This is a genomic window from Rhodococcus sp. NPDC003382 (assembly GCF_053589135.1).
The window spans coordinates 55,897-74,156 of record NZ_JBSFRH010000014.1 but is presented as its reverse complement, the minus strand read 5'-3'; the positions used below and the strand labels follow the sequence as shown (position 1 = coordinate 74,156).

Here is an 18,260-nt window from a genome sequence, read left to right as displayed (position 1 = left end):
ACGGAGAACACTGCTGTGGTCGACCTCGCCTTCGTCATCGCCGGTTCGGAAGCGACCGGTGGCGCCGGCCTGCAGGCGGACCTGAAGACCTTCCAGCAGCTGGGGGTGTACGGCCTCGGCACCACGACGTGCATCGTCTCGTTCGACCCGGAGAACAACTGGGGACACCGGTTCGTGCCGATCGATCCGCAGGTCATCGCCGACCAGATCCAGGCCGCGACCGCCGCGCACAACCTCGACGTCGTGAAGATCGGCATGCTCGGCACGCCCGCGACGATCGACGTGGTCGCCGAGGCGCTGGGCCGGCAGTCCTGGCGGCACGTGGTGCTCGACCCGGTCCTGATCTGCAAGGGTCAGGAACCCGGCGCCGCCCTCGACACCGACAACGCGCTGCGCACCCAGATCCTGCCGTACGCGACTGTCGTGACCCCCAACCTCTTCGAGGCCCGGACCCTCTCCGGCATGGACAGCATCGCGTCCGTCGACGACCTGATCGAGGCCGCGCGGCGCATCCACGACCAGGGCCCGCAGTACGTCATCGCCAAGGGCGGTGTCGAGCTCGACGGCGACGACGCGGTCGACGTGCTGTTCGACGGCACCGACGTCACGCTGCTCACGGCACCGAAGATCGGCAACGAGCGCGTCTCCGGCGCCGGCTGCACCCTGGCCGCGGCGATCACCGCCGAACTCGCGAAGGGCACCGACGTCGCCCAGGCCGTCCAGATCGCGAAGGACCTCGTCACCCGCGGCATCAAAGGCCGGGTGTCGGCGAACACCCCGTTCGACACCGTGTGGCAGGGCGCGTAGCCCATCCCGGATAGCCCGTGCCCGTGCGTGGTTTCGGTAGTCACCGCTACCGAAACCACGCACGAGGGTCAGGGGCGCACACCTCCGAATTCGCGCAGCCACTTCAGGCCCGGCTCGCGGGTGCGGGTGATGCCCTTGTAATCGGCCATGTCCTCGGGCAGTTCGTCGAGCACACGGTAGAGACGGTCGGCCCATTCGGGCACCCGGGCGATGTCCTCGAACGGCAGCAGGTACGTGCGGATGAGGAACATGATCGCGCCGGATGTACCGAGGCGCACAAGGTGCTGGACTTCGACGCGCAGGTGCAGCCGCCGCCCCACGTCTTCGAGAGGTCCCTCGGCGAGCAGTCGCCGGTCCCGGCCCCATTCGGGATAGGTCTCGGTGGACTGGTCGAGGCGGCGGTCGACGCTGAGCGACCAGTTGGTGCGCCGGTAGCACTGTCCCGGCTGCAGCCCCATGAGGAACCGTTGCGCGCGCGGGATCACCCCTTCGGCATGGACACGCGGTACCGGACCGTGGATCTGGAGAAAACTCATGCCGACGTCGAAGCGCAGCGACCAGTCGGCCGCGAAGGTCACCAGGCCGGCGTCACCCCACAGCGCTCCCTCGCGCTGGTCGAGCAACACGACGTCCTCCTGGATCTGCCTGCCGATGAAGCGCAGCGGAGACTCGGGAAGCGTGGACCGCTCACCGAAGACGAAGGCCTGTTCGACGTCGAGCACCCGGTTGCTCCAGCGCAGGATCGCGCCGTCACGGTCGAGCGCGAACGTGCGCGGGTCGGCGTCGGCGAGCATCCGCATGAGCATGATCATCGCGTCCCACTGCGCGATCTCCATGTGCGGCAAGGATTGGAAGCGGGTGGGATCGGCGGCGAGGATCCGCTCCCGCTCGGCGAGGTCGTCGAGGTAGCAGCCGTCGATGTCGACGGGATGCCTGCCCCATCCGCCCGCAGCAGTTTCCACCACGCTTCCGGCGGGTTCGACGTTGGTGCTGTAGCGGTAGGTGTCGCGGGCGAACGGAAACGGGAAACGTGCAATCCGATCCGGAAGATCGGTGCCGCTGTCACGGATCGCGAAATCTATTGTTGCACTCACAGATCCAACTCCAATCTCTCTCCGCTCGCGCGGGAGACACACGGCATCAGGCAATCCCCCGATTCCTTCTCCGCCTCACCGAGATACAGGTCGCGATGGTCGATCCCACCACCGGTAGCGGGCAGGCGGCATTCGCCACACACGCCCTGCCGGCAGAGGTTGGGTACCGCGATCCCTTCGGATTCGAGTGCTTCGAGCAGGCTCACGCCGGAGTCGACCACGACATCGAGACCACTGCGGCGCAGGTGCGCGGTGAACGGCGCGCCCGGGTCGAGCGCGCCGACACCGAAGTGCTCGTAGTGGACCCGCGCGTCGGGCCATCCGACGGCCCGGGCACGCGTTGCGAGGTCGTCGATGAGACCGGACGGGCCGCAGACGTACATGTGCGCCCCGATGGGCTGATCCAGCAGCACGGAGTCCACGTGGGCACGGAAGCGATCCTTCGAATCGTAGGTCCGCAATCGGTCCCCGCAGAGTTTCCGCAGTTCTTCGAGGTGGGGGCCGTCCCCGTCGCGGAAAACGTAGTGCACCTCGAACGAGCGCGCCCACTGCACGGCGGCACGGACGTGGGACAGGATCGGGGTGACTCCGATGCCACCCGCGACGAGCACGTGGTGCCGGGCCGTGAGGACCGGAGCGAAAGCGCTACGCGGGGTGGAGATCGAGACACGATCGCCGACCCGCAGGTCGTGGATCCACCGCGACCCGCCGCGTCCGGATTCCTCGAGCCGCACCGAGATCGCGTAGTGGTCGGGTTCGAACGAGGGACCGGTCAGCGAATAGGAATTGCGCCGCGCTCGCCCGTCGGGTCCCGTGCCGCACGCGACGACGACGTGACTGCCGGGAGTGAAGGACGGCAACGACCGACCTCCCGGATCGGCCAGGCGAACGTGCCGGACGGTGGGAGACGATTCGATCGTGTCGGTGACCGACAGATACAGGTCCGTCTCGGCACGCGCATACCCTGCCGAGGCATCCGACATCAGCGTCATCAGAGTTCCTCCGCATCGATCATGTAGCCGAGATAGGCGCCGTGCAGGCGCGAAACATGGTGGTATACAACCAGTTCCGATGCACAGGTCGGACATGTCGTGCACTGTCCGATCCCGACCTCCGCGAGATGCGTGGCGTGACAGTGCGCGCAGTAGACGCTGCGCGTCATCACGTCGATCGGAACGGGGAGGATCTCCGCGTCGAGAAGTCCTCCGGCCACGGCCGCCGCTCGCGCCGACAGCACTGCAGCCTCCGGCCCGACGAGAACCAGTCGCCATCCCACCCGGGCGGCACTCAGTTGACGTTCCAGGACCTCCGCCGCGGTGTCACCCCACACGGCCGGCAGTCGTAACCAGCCGACTCGACGGCCTCCGAAGGACGACACGAGACTCCGCGCTTGCGCGAGTGCGGCGTCACCGAAGGACAGAACGGTCACCGAGCGTCCGCCCTCTGCGATGCGCCGCTCTTCCTCCCATCTCGGCACGCTGGTGGTATCCATGCAGACGCTCATCGCATCACCTACGGCGCGAAGGACCGGTGGCCGACGTAGAACGCGAGCGCGCCCTCGGGGGTGGTGAAGCGGATGCGAGATCCCTTGGGAAAGAAGATCGCATCGCGAGCTCGCGCGATCTCGACCTGCCCGGTGTCGAGGTTCTCGAGGCGGAACTCGCCGTCGAGAACCACCTTCATCTCGTCGTACTCGTACATGTAGTCGAGCGGAGCCTCGGTGGGTTCGAGGGCGAAGTACCCCGCCGCCATCTCCGATCCGTCGGGGTTCGGATAGACGTCGTCGATGTACCCCTTCGTTCCCGGGAATTCGTCGAGCGACATCTGCGGGAGCGTCTTCCAGAATCCGGAGGTCACCCGGAAAACGGGTGCTGTGGTCGTGGTCTCGGACATGAGAACTCCTCGGAAAGGAATGCGCGAACGCGCGCTGTGCGGCGAAACGTCGATCGCTGACGTGAAACACACGATAATGCGAAGAAACGCAGCGATGGGTTGCCGCTCGGTTAACGCGTGTAACCGATTCCTCTCGGAAGCACGACTTTCGGGCCGCGGGCCATGAAGCCCGCGGCCCGAACGAAGAGTTCGTCAGTTGCCGGATCCGAAGAAAGCGCGGTGCCAGATGCGCGTGACGATCTGCGCTCCCTGCTCGACCGGCATCGGAGACCGCTGGAGAGCATCCTGGGCATACCAGACGTAGGCGGACTGTTCCACCATGCACGCGGCGGCCTCGACCACGCCCCGCACGTCGAGACCGCCGACCGTGTCCATGCCACACTTCACCTTGAGCACGGTGGTGAACCGGTCGATGTGCCGATTGCGCATCGACCACCAGATCTCGCGGAAACGCGGGTCGACGCTCGCAGCCTCGACGAGAGTCCGCATGATGTCGCGGTTTTCGTAGTAGTGAGACAGGTAACCGGTGTTCGCTTCGAGCAGCGCCTGGTACGGATCGTCCTCGATGCGGTGCTCGGTCGCACCACTGGCACGGAACAGATCGTCGTGCGTGTCGGCGATCAACGTCGCAAACAGGTCCTCCTTGTCACTGAAGTACCTGTACAACCCCCCGAGCGACATCCCGGCTTCCGTCGCGACGCCACTCATGGTGGCGCCGACGTAACCGTCGCGAGCAAAGACCGAGCGCGCCGCTTCCAGCAGCTTGGTGCGGGTACGGCGCCCCTTGGTGGTGTTCGGCAGGTGCGACATGTCCCTCCTTTCGTTGCGGGCATCGTAGCCGTTCAACACAATGTTCATCAGAGTTAACAAAAAAGCGACGTCACTCTCTTGACGTGAGCCACGTTACTACTCCAGAATCGTTTCATCGACATCGCGTCCCTTCCCGCGACGCCTCTTTTGCTTCTTCATCCGGCTTCCACCGAAACGGAGTCCCCCGTGAATTCCCGCGCAACCACTCTCGCCACCGTCGTGCAGGGCCACACCGCCGGCACCCGGACTCCCCTCGAACTCTTCCTCGACCACCTCGAGCGCGATCCCCACGCCCTCGCCGTCTGCGACGACCGAGGACACGCCCTGTCCCGCGCCGAACTGTGGGAGCTGGCCGGCGAGGTCGAGCAGGAACTTGCCGTCCATGGTCTGGGCGAAGGCGATCTCGCCATCGTCTGCATGCCCAACTGGACCGAGTGGATGACGTCCTATCTGGGTGTCGCGCGACGCGGGATGATCGCCGGCACCCTGCCGGTGACCACCGACCCCCGATCCATCGCCTACACCGCGAACCTCGTGAGTGCGAAGGTTGTCGTGCTTCCCCTCGAACATCGCGGCCGCGACTTCGTCGCCGAATCCGAGGTTCTGGCAGAAGAACTCGGACGCGAGGTGAAGATCCTCCTCGTCGACGGTGACGGAACCCGCACCTGGCGTACCTTCGGCGGCGCACCGGTGACGATCCCGGCCTATCCGGACGACCTGGTCCACGTGCTGTTCTCGTCGAGCACCACCGGAAAGTCGAAGGCGATCGCACATTCCGAGGCGAGCCTGAGCGCCTACAACCGGATGGTCATCGACCGCTACGAGGTCTCCGGTGAACGGCCGATCTTCATGCCCTCCCCGCTCGGTCACAGCACGGGCTTCTGGCACGGCGCCCGGATGTCGCTGATGACGGGTGCCTCCCTCGTCCTGCAGGATGCCTGGAAGCCCCGCCGGGCGCTCGAGCTCGTCGAGAAGTACGGCTGCGAGATCACCGTGGCCGCAACTCCTTTCCTCAAGGACATCGTCGACACCGAATGGGATTCCACAGCACCCAAGCTGGCCGGGATGCGGATCTTCCTGTGCGGCGGCGCCCCCGTCGCCCCGAGCCTCATCGAACTGGCGCAGGAACAGATGCCCGACACCCGTATCGCGGCGATCTGGGCGATGAGCGAGGGCGGCGCGACCTCGAGCCTGCCGGGCGACTCCACGGAGCTCGTTGCGCACACCTGTGGCAAGGTGATGCCCGGCGTGACGCTCGAGACGATCCGCGAGGACGGCACGCTCGCACCGCGCGGGACCGACGGTGAAATCGTCATGCGTACCCCGTCGCTCTTCCTCGGCTACATCGGCCAGGAACAGCTCTACCGCGAGTCGTTCACGAACGACGGCTGGTTCCGCACCGGCGACACCGGAATCGTGGACGACAACGGCTACCTGCGTCTGACCGGACGTCTCAAGGACCTCATCATCCGCGGCGGCGTCAACATCTCCCCCGTCGAGATCGAGAACGCCGTCTCGGGGCACCCGCAGGTCGCGCGCGTGGCCGTCGTCGGCAGCCCCGACGACCGGCTCGGTGAACGGATCTGCGCGGTGATCCAGCCGCTCGGCGCCGCCCCGACCTTCGACGAACTCGTCGGATGGCTCGCGGATCGCGACGTGCCTCGGAGGTTGTGGCCGGAGTCGATCCGCATTCTGCCCACCATGCCGGAGACCCCCGCCGGGAAGATCCGCAAGAACGTTCTCAGAGAACTGATCTCGTCAGGAGAAGATATGACCAGCAGCACCGTCGACCTCACGACGCAGACCGTCACGCTCCGCGACATCGACGTGACCTACACCCGCGCCGGTGAGGGCCCCGCGGTCGTGCTGATCCACGGACTCGCCGAAGATCACCGCAGCTGGCGCGCCGTCCAGGAAGCCGGACTGCCGGTGACCACCTACGCCTACGACCTCCGTGGGCACGGACGCACCACCGTCGGCTCGCCCGCCGGCACTCTCGCCCAGCTGCGCGACGATCTGATCGCCTTCCTCGAAGAGGTCACCGGTCCCGCGATCTGCGTCGGCTTCTCTCTCGGCGGCACCGTCGTCCTCTCCGCCGCGGCCGAGCGCCCCGACCTCGTGACGAAGGTCGTCGCACTGGGCACCTCGAGTGTCGTCGGCCGCGGAGCGGCAGCCTTCTACGCCGGCCGCATCGAACTCTTCCGCGGCACCGACGCCGAGGAGCAGCGCACCGCCCTCCGCGCCGATACCGCTGCTGCCCTGCACAACCCGGACTCCGACCTCGACGCCGTCACGGACTTCCGGCTCGAAGCCGTCGGCGGGGCGCAGGGTTACATCAACGCCTCCACCGCCATGGCCGCACTGGTCGAGTCGCCGCTCACCCCCGAGTTGGCCCGGATCGGGAGCGAGACCGAGGTCGCGATCGTCGGTGCCGACCACGACACCTTCTGCCCGAAGAAGGCCGCGGACATCATCCTCGGTGCGATCGAGCACGCCACCTACTCCGAGATCACCGGTGCCGGCCACCTGATGCTCGTGGACCAGCCCGAGCAGTCGATCGAGACGCTTCGCCGACTTCTCCCCTGAGAAGCGCCACCGATCAATCACTTCCAGAACACCGTCCTTCCGAAAGGCTCCATGATGCAAGAACGTCCCACCGCCCTCGTCACCGCCGCCGCGGGCGCAGGAATCGGCGCCGCCATCGCCACCCGCCTCGCCGCCGACGGTTTCGATGTCGTCATCACCGACGTCCACGAGCGCCGCAGCCACGAACTGGCCGCGAAGCTGGCCGGCGAGCACGGACGCGACTTCGACAGCTACGTCCTCGACGTCACCGACGAGGCCCGGGTCGAGGCCGTCGTGTCCGAGATCGCCGCGAAGAAGGGCCGCCTCGACGTTCTCGTCAACAACGCCGGCTGGAGCAAGATCGAGCCCGTCGCCGAGATGTCCTCCGAGACCTGGAAGCGTTGCCTCGATGTCGACCTGAACGGCACCTTCTACACCATGCGCTACGCGCTTCCGGTGATGCAGAAGAACAACTCCGGCGCAATCGTCAACATCAGCTCGATCGCCGCCTACGAGACCAGCACGGAGCACGGCGCCGCCTACTCCGCAGCCAAGGCCGGTGTCCTCGCCCTCACCCGCGTCGCCGCCGCCGAGAACGGCAAGCACGGCATCCGGGTCAACGCCATCACCCCGGGCCTGATCTACAACGACTTCCTCCGCAAGATCTACCCGGACGAGTTCTTCTCCGGCTACGCCGAGAACCGCTCCCTCGTCGGCCGTGTCGGCCGCCCCGAGGACGTCGCCGGGCTGGTGTCGTTCCTGGTCGGACCCGACGCCGGTTACGTCACCGGCGAGGTCTACGGCATCAGCGGTGGGGTGCACCCGCATGGCTGAGAACCCGCTGCACCTGCCCATCCGTGAGCTCACCGACGCCTACGCGCGTGGTGACCTGAACCCCATCGACGTCACCGAGGAGGTCCTCGACCGGATCGAGCGATTCGATCCGGAGGTGCGCGCCTACGTGACGGTCACGGCCGATCTGGCTCGTTTCCAGGCGGCCGACGCGGCCGATCGGTACTCCCGCGGGGAGCGCGCCCCGCTCCTCGGGGTCCCGGTATCCATCAAGGACGCCTTCCACCTCGCGGACACGGAGACCGGCCTCGGATCGCTGACCCAGCGCGGGCGCGTCGCCCGGTCGGATTCCGGTGCCGTCGCCCGCCTGCGTGCAGCGGGTTCCGTGATGCCGGGCAAGACGAGCGTTCCCGAGTTCTGCCAGTCCGCCACCAGCGACAACCTGCTCGGTCCCGAGACCGGCAACCCGTGGGATCCGACGCGGACCCCGGGCGGTTCGAGTGGCGGCGCGGCGGCCTCGGTCGGTGCCGGCCTCGCCACGATCGGACTCGGTTCGGACGGCGGCGGATCCATCCGGATCCCCGCGGCCTTCAGCGGCCTCGTGGGATACAAGCCGACCACCGGTTTGTGTGCGGACGAGCGCGGCTTCCGGGCGATGACGGACTTCGTCACGGCCGGTCCGCTCGCCTGGACGGTGGACGACGCCCGCATCATGACCGAGATCCTCGCCGAGACGAGTTTCGCCCGTGCCTCGGTACCGAACCGACGGATCGCCTTCTGCCCACGTCCGGACGGACGTCCCGTCGATCCCGCCGTCGTCCGCACGGTCGAGGCCGCCGCCTCCATCCTGTCGGATCTCGGTCACGAGGTCGTCGAGACCGACATCCCGATCCACGGCTGGAACGAGATCTTCGGGCCCCTCGTGCTCGACGACGAACTCCGCGAGCGGGCGCATCTGCTCGAACGTCCGGAACTGCTCACCCCGTACGAACGCGCGAGCCTGCGCGCAGCGGAGCAGCTGACCAGCGCCGAGGTCGCCCTCGCACGCGAGGCACTGGGTGATTTCCGCCGCCGTGTCGACAGCTTCCTGCACGGCTTCGACGCGATCCTCACTCCCACGGTCGCGACCGTTGCGTTCCCCCACGAACAGCGGCCGAAGACGATCGACGGCGAGAAGGCGGACTGGTTGTGGGGCGCCTTCCCCTTCACCTCGCCGTTCAATGTCGCTGCAACACCGGCGATCTCGCTTCCCGCGGGGACCTCGGAAGGACTGCCGATCGGTGTCCAGCTGGTCACCGCTCGCGGCCGCGACGCCGACCTGCTGAACCTCGCGGAGTCCCTGGAGTCGGCACTCGGTTTCGACTACGCTCCGGTGCGCGAGCGCTGGGCGTCCCGGCCGGTCCCGGAGCCGGTGTCGTGACCGCCGGGCTCGACTGCCGGCGCCACGGGGGCGTCCTCGAGATCGTCCTCGACCGTCCGGACCGGCGCAACGCTCTCTCCCGGGAACTTCTCCGCGAACTCCGCCGGGTCTTCACCGACCTGTCGGACGGAATCCGTGCCGTGGTCCTCACGAGTTCGGGACGGGTGTTCTGTGCGGGCGCGGACTTCGCCGATCTGACAGGCACTTCCGCCGACCTCGACTACGACCGGGATCTCGAGGACGCATGCGCCTCGATCCGCAACAGCGCGGTTCCCGTCGTCGCCGTCGTCGACGGGGCGTGCGTCGGCGCCGGTGTCGAGCTCGCCACCTCGTGCGACGTCCGGATCGTCGGCCCGCGAGCATGGTTCCGGGTCCCGGCCGTCGAACTCGGGCTGCTGTACAACCCGGCGTCGATCCGCCGGGTCCACGCCACGCTGCCCCGCACGACGGTCACCCGGCTGCTGGTGCTCGCCGAACGATTCGACGCCGACGACGCCGTACGCAGCGGACTGGCCACCCATTCCGCGGACGGGGATCCGCGCGAGCACGCTCTGACGCTTGCGGAGCGGCTCGTCGGTCTCCCGGAGGACGCCCTCTCCGCGACACGGGACCTGCTCCGCAGACTCGACGACGGAGACTACGACGACGCCGCATGGCAGGCCACTCGAATCCGCTTGATGGACAGCGCCGCTCGACACGAGGCCGTCGCCGCGGCCTCCGAGCGGCACGGCGCCTCCGCCTCCTGACACCCTCTCCACCCCAAGGAAAGCTCATGAACGCAGTTGCCTCCCTGAAGGGCTACGACCTCGGTAGCCGTGTCGTCTCGTACGGCGAATCCGATGCGATCCTCTACGCGCTGTGCGTCGGCGCGCGCCCCGACCAGCTGCCGCTGGTCTACGAGCGGGACCTGCACGTGCTGCCGACCTTCGGCCTGGGTCTGGGCCTGTGGGCAGTCGAGGAGGCCGGCGAGCTCGGCGCCTACGACCGGCTGAAGTCGCTCCACGCGGCACAGCAGCTGACGGTCCATGCGCCCTTCCCTCGCTCGGGCAAGCTCGAGATGCGTGCCCGCGTCGCCGACGTCTGGGACAAGGGATCCGCGGCGACCGTCGACATCGCCGTCGAGTGCGAGCAGTTCACCGCGACCTACGCGATCCACCTGCCCGGCTCGGGCGGCTGGGGCGGTGAACGCGCACCCTCCGCGCCGCGGATCGATCTCGAATCCGCTCCGTTCCGGCAGGATTCCCACATCGCCGCGAACCTGCCGGCCCTGTACCGCCTCACCGGCGATCTGCATCCCGTCCACATCGACCCGGAGGTCTCTTCGGGCTACGGCTTCGAACGACCCATCCTGCACGGTCTGTGCACGCTGGGCATCGCGGCACGCACGGTCGCCGAGGCCGCCGGAGCCCAGCCGTGGGAACTCCGGGAGCTCCGAGCCCGCTTCGCGGCGCCGGTTCTGCCCGACGCCACGCTGACCGTCCGGGCACAGGCCGCCGGCACGAACGTCGACTTCGACGCACGCATCGGCGACATCGGTGTCCTCTCGGGCGGGCACGCGGAATTCTGACCGCACACCACGTTCGACCCCCAGCTCTACAGCCCCCAGCTCTACAGAAGGAAACTCCCCCGCTCCACAGGAAAGTCCCGCCGAAAGGGCACATCCATGACCGCACACGCCGCTTCCAGCTTCGGAACCAAGCAGCAAAAACGCGCGTTCCTCGCCAGTCTCGTCGGCACCACCGTCGAGTGGTTCGACTTCTTCATCTACGCCACAGCCGCCACGCTCGTCTTCTCGACGATCTTCTTCCCGAAGCTGGGATCGAATGTCGGCATCCTGGCCTCCTTCGCGACCCTCGGTGTCGCCTTCCTCGCCCGCCCCGTCGGCGCGTTCATCTTCGGCCATCTCGGTGACCGCCTGGGCCGCCGCACGACGCTGATCACGACGCTGACCGTGATGGGTGCCTCCACCGGCCTCATCGGTCTGCTGCCCACCTGGGAGCAGGTCGGCATCTGGGCTCCCGTCATGCTCACCGCCCTCCGCTTCCTGCAGGGTGTCGCGGTCGGCGGCGAGTGGGGCGGTGCCGTGCTCATGAGCGTCGAGAACGCGCCGAAGGCCCGGGAGCGCTTCTACGGATCCGCTCCGCAGATCGCCAGCCCGCTCGCGCTGGTTCTGGCGACCGTCGTCATGTACTTCGTCGCCCGGATGCCCAACGAGCAGCTGATGTCCTGGGGATGGCGGATTCCGGTCCTCGCCGGCTTCGTTCTCGTGGTCATCGGCCTGATCATCCGGCTCGGTGTCGAGGAGTCGAGCGAGTTCACCGAGGTGAAGGAGACGGGTTCGGTCACGGACCGCCCCATCCTCACGGTTCTGCGGACGCTGCCGGGTCGAGTCCTCGCCGGCATCGGCCTGCAGGCCAGCGTGATCGTGCTGTTCTATCTGATCACCACGTACATGCTCACGATGGCGACGAACGTCCACGGGTTCTCCAAGAGCGACACCCTGATGATCCTGCTGGTCGCCGCGACCATCGACCTGTTCGCGATGGTCGGCGTCGGCATCCTGTGCGACCGCCTGTCGGCGTGGACCGTCTTCATCGGCGGCGTGGTGTTCACGGGCCTGTTCGCCTTCCCCCTCTTCCTGCTGTTCAACACGGGAAACATGGGGCTGATGATCGTCGCGTTCTCGGCGGCCCTCGTCCTCGGTCACGCCACCACCTATGCCGTGGTGTCGAGCATGACCGCCGACCTGTTCCCCACCGAGGTCCGGTACAGTGGTGTCGCCCTGTGCAGTGCGTTCTCGGGCGTCGCCTGGGCGGCACCCACGCCGCTCGTCGCCGCCGCCCTGGTGCCGACGGACGGATCGAAGCACTGGTGGCCGCTCGCCGCGATCCTCGTCGTCACCGCCGTGATCTCCTTCGTCGCAGCGGCTTCCATGCGCCGCCATTTCACCTCCGGAACGGCGGGCGATCACGACGACGAGTCCCGGGACACCCGAGTCCGCGTCGGCGAACCCGCCTGATCGGCACCCTTTCCATTTCGACCAGGAGATTTCCATGACTGTGATGCTCAGCGAGGAGCAGCGCGAGTTCGGGGCTGCCGTCCGCGAATTCTGCCGCCGTGAGGTGGGCACGCGCGAACAGCGCGACAAACTCACCGACTGCGGGCGGGAAGGGCACAGCCTCGAGCTGAACCGGCGAATCGCCGAACTCGGCTGGGCTGCGATCAACATCCCCGAGGAGTACGGCGGAGCCGGCGGCAACCACGTCGATCTGTGCGTCCTGCTCGAGGAGCTCCACCGCGGCCTGGCCCCGGTTCCGTGGCACGGCACGACCCTCATCACCGCCGGGATCTACACCAAGTTCGCGAGCGAAGAGCTCAAGCGGACGGTGCTGGGCCGGCTCGCCGAGGGTGCGGCGCTGGCGATCGCAATGTCCGAGCCGGAGGCCGGATCCGATGTCGCAGCGCTGTCCTGCCGCGCCGAGCGCACCGCGGACGGCTGGGTGATCAACGGCCAGAAGACGTGGATCACCAATGCTCATCAGGCCGACAGCATCCTGCTGGTCGCCCGCACCGAGCGGGGCGAGAAGAAGCACCACGGGCTCACCATGTTCCACGTTCCGGCCGACACGCCGGGGCTGACGATCAAGGGCATCGACACGCTGGGCGGCACCGAGGTCAACGACCTCTACTTCACCGACTGCGTGCTGCCCGCCGACTCGGTGGTCGGGGAGGTCGGCCAGGGATGGGCCCAGCTCATGCCCGGCCTGGCGACCGAACGGCTGATCCTCGCCGCGCAGATGCTCGGCGTCGCCGAACGCGCCTTCGACGACGCTCTGGCGTTCGTCTCCGAGCGCATCCAGTTCGGCAATCGGGTCGGCTCGTATCAGGCGATCAAGCACCGCATCGCCGATCTCGCCACGGAACTCGAGTGCACCCGTCTGCTCGTCTACAGCGTCGCTCACCGCGCCGATGCCGGTGACGATCCGCAGGGCCTGGCCCGCGCGTCGTCGATGGCGAAGCTCAAGGCGACGGAGGTCGCGAAGAACACTGCCCTCGAAGGCATGCAGATGATGGGCGGCTACGGCTACTCCACCGAGTTCGACATGGCACAGCACGTACGAGCCGCTCTCGGCGCCACGATCTACGGCGGCACCAACGAGATCCAGCGCGACATCATCGGGAATTCGTTCGGTCTCCGGTAGAGCACCCCTTTTCCGAACACCGCAACGGCGGGACGGCCATTCGGCCGTCCCGCCGTTGTTCTTTCGCTCTCCACACGCCCGTCGCGACAACCGTCACGGCAATCTCACCCTCGTGTAACACTCCCGTCATGGGTACCATGTTTCCTTGTATTCGACACCGATTCCTATAGTGAAACCATCAGTCGAATCCGAGGAGCCCCCATGACGCTGGAAGCCACCGACACGTCCGTGCTGCGCCTCCCGTCCACGAACGGCCATGTCCCCACGGCATCCGAGTCCCCGAGCCTGACCGAGCTCGCCCACGCGGCCGGCACCCGTTTCATCCTCGCCGTCTTCACCACCCTGTCCGGAAAGCCTTGTGCCAAGCTCGTTCCCGTCGAATCCGTCGAGGAGCTCGAGACCGAGGGCGTCGGCTTCGCCGGCTACGCTGCCGGCTCGATGGGCCAGGTTCCGAAGGATCCCGACCTCGTCGCCATTCCCGACGCCTCCTCCTTCACTCCGATCCCGTTCGTCCGCCCGGGTCTCGCGCTGGTGCACTGTGACCCGCACGTCGAGGGCAAGCCGTGGCCGTACGCACCGCGTGTGATCCTCAAGTCCGTGCTTGCACGAGCCGCCGAGCTGGGCCTCGAGGTCAACGTCGGCGCCGAGATCGAATACTTCCTGGTCAACAAGGACGAGAACGGGACGCTGCGCACTGCCGACGCGCTCGACATCTCCCGCCAGCCCTGCTACGACGCCCGCGACGTGACCCGCATGTACGAGCACCTGACGTCGATCTCGGAGGCGATGAACACCCTCGGGTGGGGCAACTACGCCAACGACCACGAGGACGGCAACGGCCAGTTCGAGCAGAACTTCCAGTACGCCGACGCGCTGACCACCGCCGACCGGGTGGTGACCCTGCGCTACCTGATCTCGGTGCTCGCCGAACAGCGCGGCATGACCGCCACGTTCATGCCCAAGCCGTTCGCCGACCGCACGGGATCGGGCATGCACATGCACCTGTCCCTGTGGAGCGACGGCGCCTCGGCATTCCCCGACGCCTCCGACCCGCGCGGCCTGGGCCTGTCGAAGACCGCCTACTCCTTCATCGCCGGGATCCTCGAGCACGCCTGCGCACTGCAGGGCGTCATCGCGCCGACGGTCAACTCCTACAAGCGCACCGGCGCGACCAGCACCTCCTCCGGCGCAACCTGGTCGCCGCGGTACGCGACCTACGGCGGCAACGATCGCACGCACTACCTGCGCGTCCCCGACCACAACCGCGTCGAACTGCGCGGCGGTGACGGCTCTGCGAATCCCTATCTCGCCACGGCCGCAACCGTCGCCGCCGGCCTCGACGGCATCGAGCGCAACCTCGACCCGGGCACTCCGGGTGTCGGAGGATCCACCGACACGCTGCCGATGACGCTGCTGCACGCGATGGACGCACTCGAGGCCGACCCGGTCGTCTCCGGCGCCCTCGACGCGGCCGGCGCGAATGTCTCCGACTACTTCGCCTCCCTCAAGCGCGAGGAGTTCTTCCACTGGCACAACACGGTCACTCCGTGGGAGATCGACAGCTACCTGACCGCCTTCTGAAAACCCTTCGGCTTCTTCCGGATTCATCGAACAGAACCATCGAACAGGAGAGACGACCATGTGCGGAATCGTCGGACTTCATCTGCGGGACGCCTCGCTCGAACCCCGACTCGGCAGCCTGCTGACCGGAATGCTCGGGCAGATGGTGGACCGCGGACCGGATTCGGCGGGCGTCGCCGTCTACGGCAACCCGGCCTTCTCCCCCGCCGGCGAATCGTCGGTCTCGGTGCTCGATGCGCCCTCGGATCTCGCCACGGTCGTCGGCGACGCACTGGGTGTGACCGTCGGTGCGCTCGACCTGGCACCGACCACCGTGCTGCACGCCCCCGTCCCCGCGGCCCTGCTCGCCGACACCGTCCGCAGCGTGGCCCCCACGGCGACCGTCATCGGCTTCGGTGACGACGTGACCGTCCTCAAGGGAATCGGCGACCCGCGCGTCCTCGCAGAGAATTTCGGCCTGCCGGCCGCGTCCGGCTGGCAGGGAGTGGGCCATACCCGCATGGCCACCGAATCCGCTGTCACCGCAGCGGGTTCCCACCCCTTCGCCGTCGGCCCGGACCAGTGCCTCGTCCACAACGGATCGTTCTCCAACCACCTGTCGATCAAGCGCGAACTCGAGGACGAGGGCGTGGTGTTCGACAGCCGGAACGACACCGAGGTCGGCGCGCGCTTCGTCGCGAAGCACCTGGCGGAGGGCGCGGATCTCGAGAAGGCACTGCGACTTCTCGGCGAGCGCTTCGACGGGTTCTACACCCTGCTCGTCTCCACCTCCGATTCCTTCGCCGTGGTCCGTGATCCGATCGCCTGCAAGCCCGCGATCGTCGCCGAGTGCGACGCCTACGTCGCCATGGCCTCGGAATTCCGCGCTCTGGCAGGCCTTCCCGGCATCGCCGACGCCCACATCTTCGAACCCGAACCGGACCGGGTCTACGTGTGGCAACGCTGACCGGCGCCGTGACCACCGACTCCGTCGCAACGACCACCGACCCCGCCGTCCCCACCTCGTCCCCGGAGGCAACCATGACCACCGACACACTGCTCCCGACCGCCACCTACGACCTGGCGGTGACCACCACCCGCGAACTCAACGCGGCACTGCACGCGACGGAGGCCCCCGCCTCGGTCGAGGTCGTCAATCCGCAGGGCGCCCACGCGCTCGCGTGCGGACTGAACCGGCCGATCGACGTCCGCATCGACGGCCACGTCGGCTACTACGCGGCCGGCATGAACCAGCACGCGAACGTGACCATCGACGGCAACGCCGGCGTCGGGGTCGCCGAGAACATGATGTCCGGCACCGTGCACGTCACCGGCGACGCGTCACAGTCGGCCGGCGCCACCGCCCACGGCGGACTGCTGGTGATCGAAGGCAACGCCGCGGCCCGTTGCGGAATCTCGATGAAGGGCGTCGACATCGTCGTCGGCGGCAACATCGGTCACATGAGCGCCTTCATGGGCCAGGCCGGCCGCCTCGTCGTTCTCGGCGATGCCGGTGAGGCCCTGGGCGATTCGCTGTACGAAGTGCGGATCTACGTGCGGGGCAGCGTCGCCTCGCTCGGCGCGGACTGCGTCAAGAAGGAGATGCGCCCCGAGCACATCGCCGAACTGCAGGAACTGCTCGACGCGGCCGGCTTCGACGCCGACCCGGCCGAGTTCACCCGCTACGGCTCGGCCCGGCAGCTCTACCACTTCCACGTCGACAACGCTTCGGCGTACTGACGACCCCGACGTACTTCCGCCCGCTCGACCCCCCGAGGAGACTTCCATGACCTTCCAGCCCGGACTGCGTGAGTCGGCCACCTTCGACCGCAACGTCATCCACGAGATCCAGCGCGCCGCCGCGACCGGCATCTACGACATCCGCGGCTGGGGTGCCAAGCGCAAGGTCCCCCACTTCGACGACCTGCTCTTCCTCGGCGCGTCGATGTCGCGTTACCCGCTCGAGGGCTACCGCGAGAAGTGCGAGACCGACGTCGTCCTCGGCGACCGCAACGCGAAATACCCCCTGCACCTGGATATTCCGGTGACCATCGCCGGTATGAGCTTCGGCGCTCTCTCCGGTCGCGCGAAGGAGGCCCTCGGACGTGGTGCCAGCGAGGTCGGCACGTCCACCACCACCGGTGACGGCGGCATGACCCCGGAGGAACGCGGACAGTCCAAGCACCTGGTCTACCAGTACCTTCCCTCCCGGTACGGCATGAACCCCGACGACCTGCGCAAGGCCGACGCGATCGAGGTCGTGCTCGGGCAGGGCGCCAAGCCCGGCGGCGGCGGCATGCTGCTCGGCCAGAAGATCACCGAACGCGTCGCGGGGATGCGCACCCTGCCGGTGGGCATCGATCAGCGCAGCGCGTGCCGGCACCCCGACTGGACCGGACCGGACGACCTCGCCATCAAGATCCTCGAGCTCCGGGAGATCACCGGCTGGGAGAAGCCGATCTACGTCAAGGTCGGCGCGACCCGCACCTACTACGACGTCAAGCTCGCCGTGAAGTCCGGCGCCGACGTCGTCGTGGTCGACGGCATGCAGGGCGGCACCGCCGCCACCCAGGACGTCTTCATCGAGCACGTCGGTATCCCGACCCTGGCGGCACTCCCCCAGGCCGTGCAGGCCCTGCAGGAGATGGGTGTGCACCGCACCCCCGGCGGCGTGCAGCTGATCGTCTCCGGCGGCATCCGCTCGGGCGCCGACGTCGCCAAGGCGATGGCCCTGGGCGCCGACGCCGTCGCCATCGGCACGGCCGCCCTGATCGCCCTCGGCGACAACGACCCGAAGTACCAGGCCGAGTACGAGAAGCTGGGCTCGGCCGCCGGCTTCTACGACGACTTCCAGGACGGCAAGGACCCGGCCGGCATCACCACGCAGGATCCCGAGCTGCAGGCCCGCTTCGATCCGGTCGAGGGAGGCCGCCGGCTCGCGAACTACCTGCGCGTGCTCACCATGGAGGCACAGACGATTGCCCGGGCGTGCGGCAAGTCGCACCTGCGCAATCTCGAACCGCAGGATCTCGTCGCCGTCACGATGGAAGCCGCCGCCATGGCTCGGGTTCCCCTGGCCGGCACCGACTGGATCCCCGGCCGCAGCAGCTTCTGACC

Annotated in this window: 17 protein-coding genes; 12 read left to right on the top strand and 5 right to left on the bottom strand. The window is 67.8% G+C overall.

Annotated elements, in window-relative coordinates; translation table 11 throughout:
• Window positions 1-15 precede the first annotated feature (15 nt).
• A complete protein-coding gene (gene thiD, locus ACWDUD_RS12210) occupies window positions 16-807 on the top strand; it encodes a bifunctional hydroxymethylpyrimidine kinase/phosphomethylpyrimidine kinase (protein ID WP_450109489.1) in 792 nt (263 codons plus the stop codon).
• 68 nt (window positions 808-875) lie between these two features.
• Here thiD and ACWDUD_RS12205 read toward each other — a convergent pair whose 3' ends face one another.
• The 5 genes from ACWDUD_RS12205 to ACWDUD_RS12185 all read right to left on the bottom strand — a co-directional run bounded on the left by ACWDUD_RS12205 (window position 876) and on the right by ACWDUD_RS12185 (window position 4,604).
• A complete protein-coding gene (locus tag ACWDUD_RS12205) occupies window positions 876-1,901 on the bottom strand; it encodes a heme-dependent oxidative N-demethylase family protein (RefSeq protein ID WP_450109488.1) in 1,026 nt (341 codons plus the stop codon).
• Window positions 1,898-2,893, bottom strand: coding sequence for a PDR/VanB family oxidoreductase (locus ACWDUD_RS12200; RefSeq protein WP_450109487.1), 996 nt, complete (start codon window positions 2,891-2,893; stop codon window positions 1,898-1,900). Before ACWDUD_RS12200 ends, ACWDUD_RS12205 begins: the two co-directional genes overlap by 4 nt.
• Window positions 2,893-3,393, bottom strand: a complete 501-nt coding sequence (locus ACWDUD_RS12195; RefSeq protein WP_450109486.1) for a dimethylamine monooxygenase subunit DmmA family protein — start codon at window positions 3,391-3,393, stop codon at window positions 2,893-2,895. Before ACWDUD_RS12195 ends, ACWDUD_RS12200 begins: the two co-directional genes overlap by 1 nt.
• A 20-nt stretch (window positions 3,394-3,413) precedes the next feature.
• Window positions 3,414-3,794, bottom strand: coding sequence for a cupin domain-containing protein (locus ACWDUD_RS12190; RefSeq protein WP_197250125.1), 381 nt, complete (start codon window positions 3,792-3,794; stop codon window positions 3,414-3,416).
• A gap of 192 nt (window positions 3,795-3,986) precedes the next feature.
• Window positions 3,987-4,604, bottom strand: coding sequence for a TetR/AcrR family transcriptional regulator (locus tag ACWDUD_RS12185; RefSeq protein WP_197250145.1), 618 nt, complete (start codon window positions 4,602-4,604; stop codon window positions 3,987-3,989).
• Between the two features lie 186 nt (window positions 4,605-4,790).
• Between ACWDUD_RS12185 and ACWDUD_RS12180 the strand changes: the two genes are divergently transcribed.
• From ACWDUD_RS12180 to ACWDUD_RS12130, 11 genes are all read left to right on the top strand, one after another.
• A complete protein-coding gene (locus tag ACWDUD_RS12180; protein ID WP_450109485.1) occupies window positions 4,791-7,190 on the top strand; it encodes an alpha/beta fold hydrolase in 2,400 nt (799 codons plus the stop codon).
• 51 nt (window positions 7,191-7,241) lie between these two features.
• Window positions 7,242-8,003, top strand: a complete 762-nt coding sequence (locus tag ACWDUD_RS12175) for an SDR family NAD(P)-dependent oxidoreductase (protein ID WP_450109484.1) — start codon at window positions 7,242-7,244, stop codon at window positions 8,001-8,003.
• Window positions 7,996-9,381, top strand: coding sequence for an amidase (locus tag ACWDUD_RS12170; RefSeq protein ID WP_450109483.1), 1,386 nt, complete (start codon window positions 7,996-7,998; stop codon window positions 9,379-9,381). Before ACWDUD_RS12175 ends, ACWDUD_RS12170 begins: the two co-directional genes overlap by 8 nt.
• The gene (locus tag ACWDUD_RS12165; protein WP_450109482.1) at window positions 9,378-10,127 is read left to right on the top strand and encodes an enoyl-CoA hydratase/isomerase family protein; all 750 of its coding nucleotides are present in this window, start codon (window positions 9,378-9,380) and stop codon (window positions 10,125-10,127) included. The genes ACWDUD_RS12170 and ACWDUD_RS12165 overlap by 4 nt, the downstream gene beginning before the upstream one ends.
• A 26-nt stretch (window positions 10,128-10,153) precedes the next feature.
• Window positions 10,154-10,948: a MaoC/PaaZ C-terminal domain-containing protein gene (locus tag ACWDUD_RS12160; RefSeq protein ID WP_450109481.1), complete on the top strand. Its 795-nt coding sequence runs from the start codon at window positions 10,154-10,156 to the stop codon at window positions 10,946-10,948.
• Window positions 10,949-11,044: 96 nt separating this feature from the next.
• Window positions 11,045-12,400 (top strand): MFS transporter, encoded by a 1,356-nt coding sequence (locus ACWDUD_RS12155; protein ID WP_450109480.1) that lies wholly within the window; start codon window positions 11,045-11,047, stop codon window positions 12,398-12,400.
• 34 nt (window positions 12,401-12,434) lie between these two features.
• Window positions 12,435-13,583, top strand: coding sequence for an acyl-CoA dehydrogenase family protein (locus ACWDUD_RS12150; RefSeq protein ID WP_450109479.1), 1,149 nt, complete (start codon window positions 12,435-12,437; stop codon window positions 13,581-13,583).
• A 201-nt stretch (window positions 13,584-13,784) separates the two neighbouring features.
• Window positions 13,785-15,164, top strand: coding sequence for a type III glutamate--ammonia ligase (glnT, locus tag ACWDUD_RS12145; RefSeq protein ID WP_450109478.1), 1,380 nt, complete (start codon window positions 13,785-13,787; stop codon window positions 15,162-15,164).
• 58 nt (window positions 15,165-15,222) lie between these two features.
• A complete protein-coding gene (locus ACWDUD_RS12140) occupies window positions 15,223-16,110 on the top strand; it encodes a glutamine amidotransferase (RefSeq protein WP_450109477.1) in 888 nt (295 codons plus the stop codon).
• A 74-nt stretch (window positions 16,111-16,184) separates the two neighbouring features.
• Window positions 16,185-16,883, top strand: coding sequence for a GltB/FmdC/FwdC-like GXGXG domain-containing protein (locus tag ACWDUD_RS12135; RefSeq protein ID WP_450109476.1), 699 nt, complete (start codon window positions 16,185-16,187; stop codon window positions 16,881-16,883).
• Between the two features lie 46 nt (window positions 16,884-16,929).
• Window positions 16,930-18,258, top strand: coding sequence for an FMN-binding glutamate synthase family protein (locus tag ACWDUD_RS12130; protein ID WP_197250793.1), 1,329 nt, complete (start codon window positions 16,930-16,932; stop codon window positions 18,256-18,258).
• Window positions 18,259-18,260 lie beyond the last annotated feature (2 nt).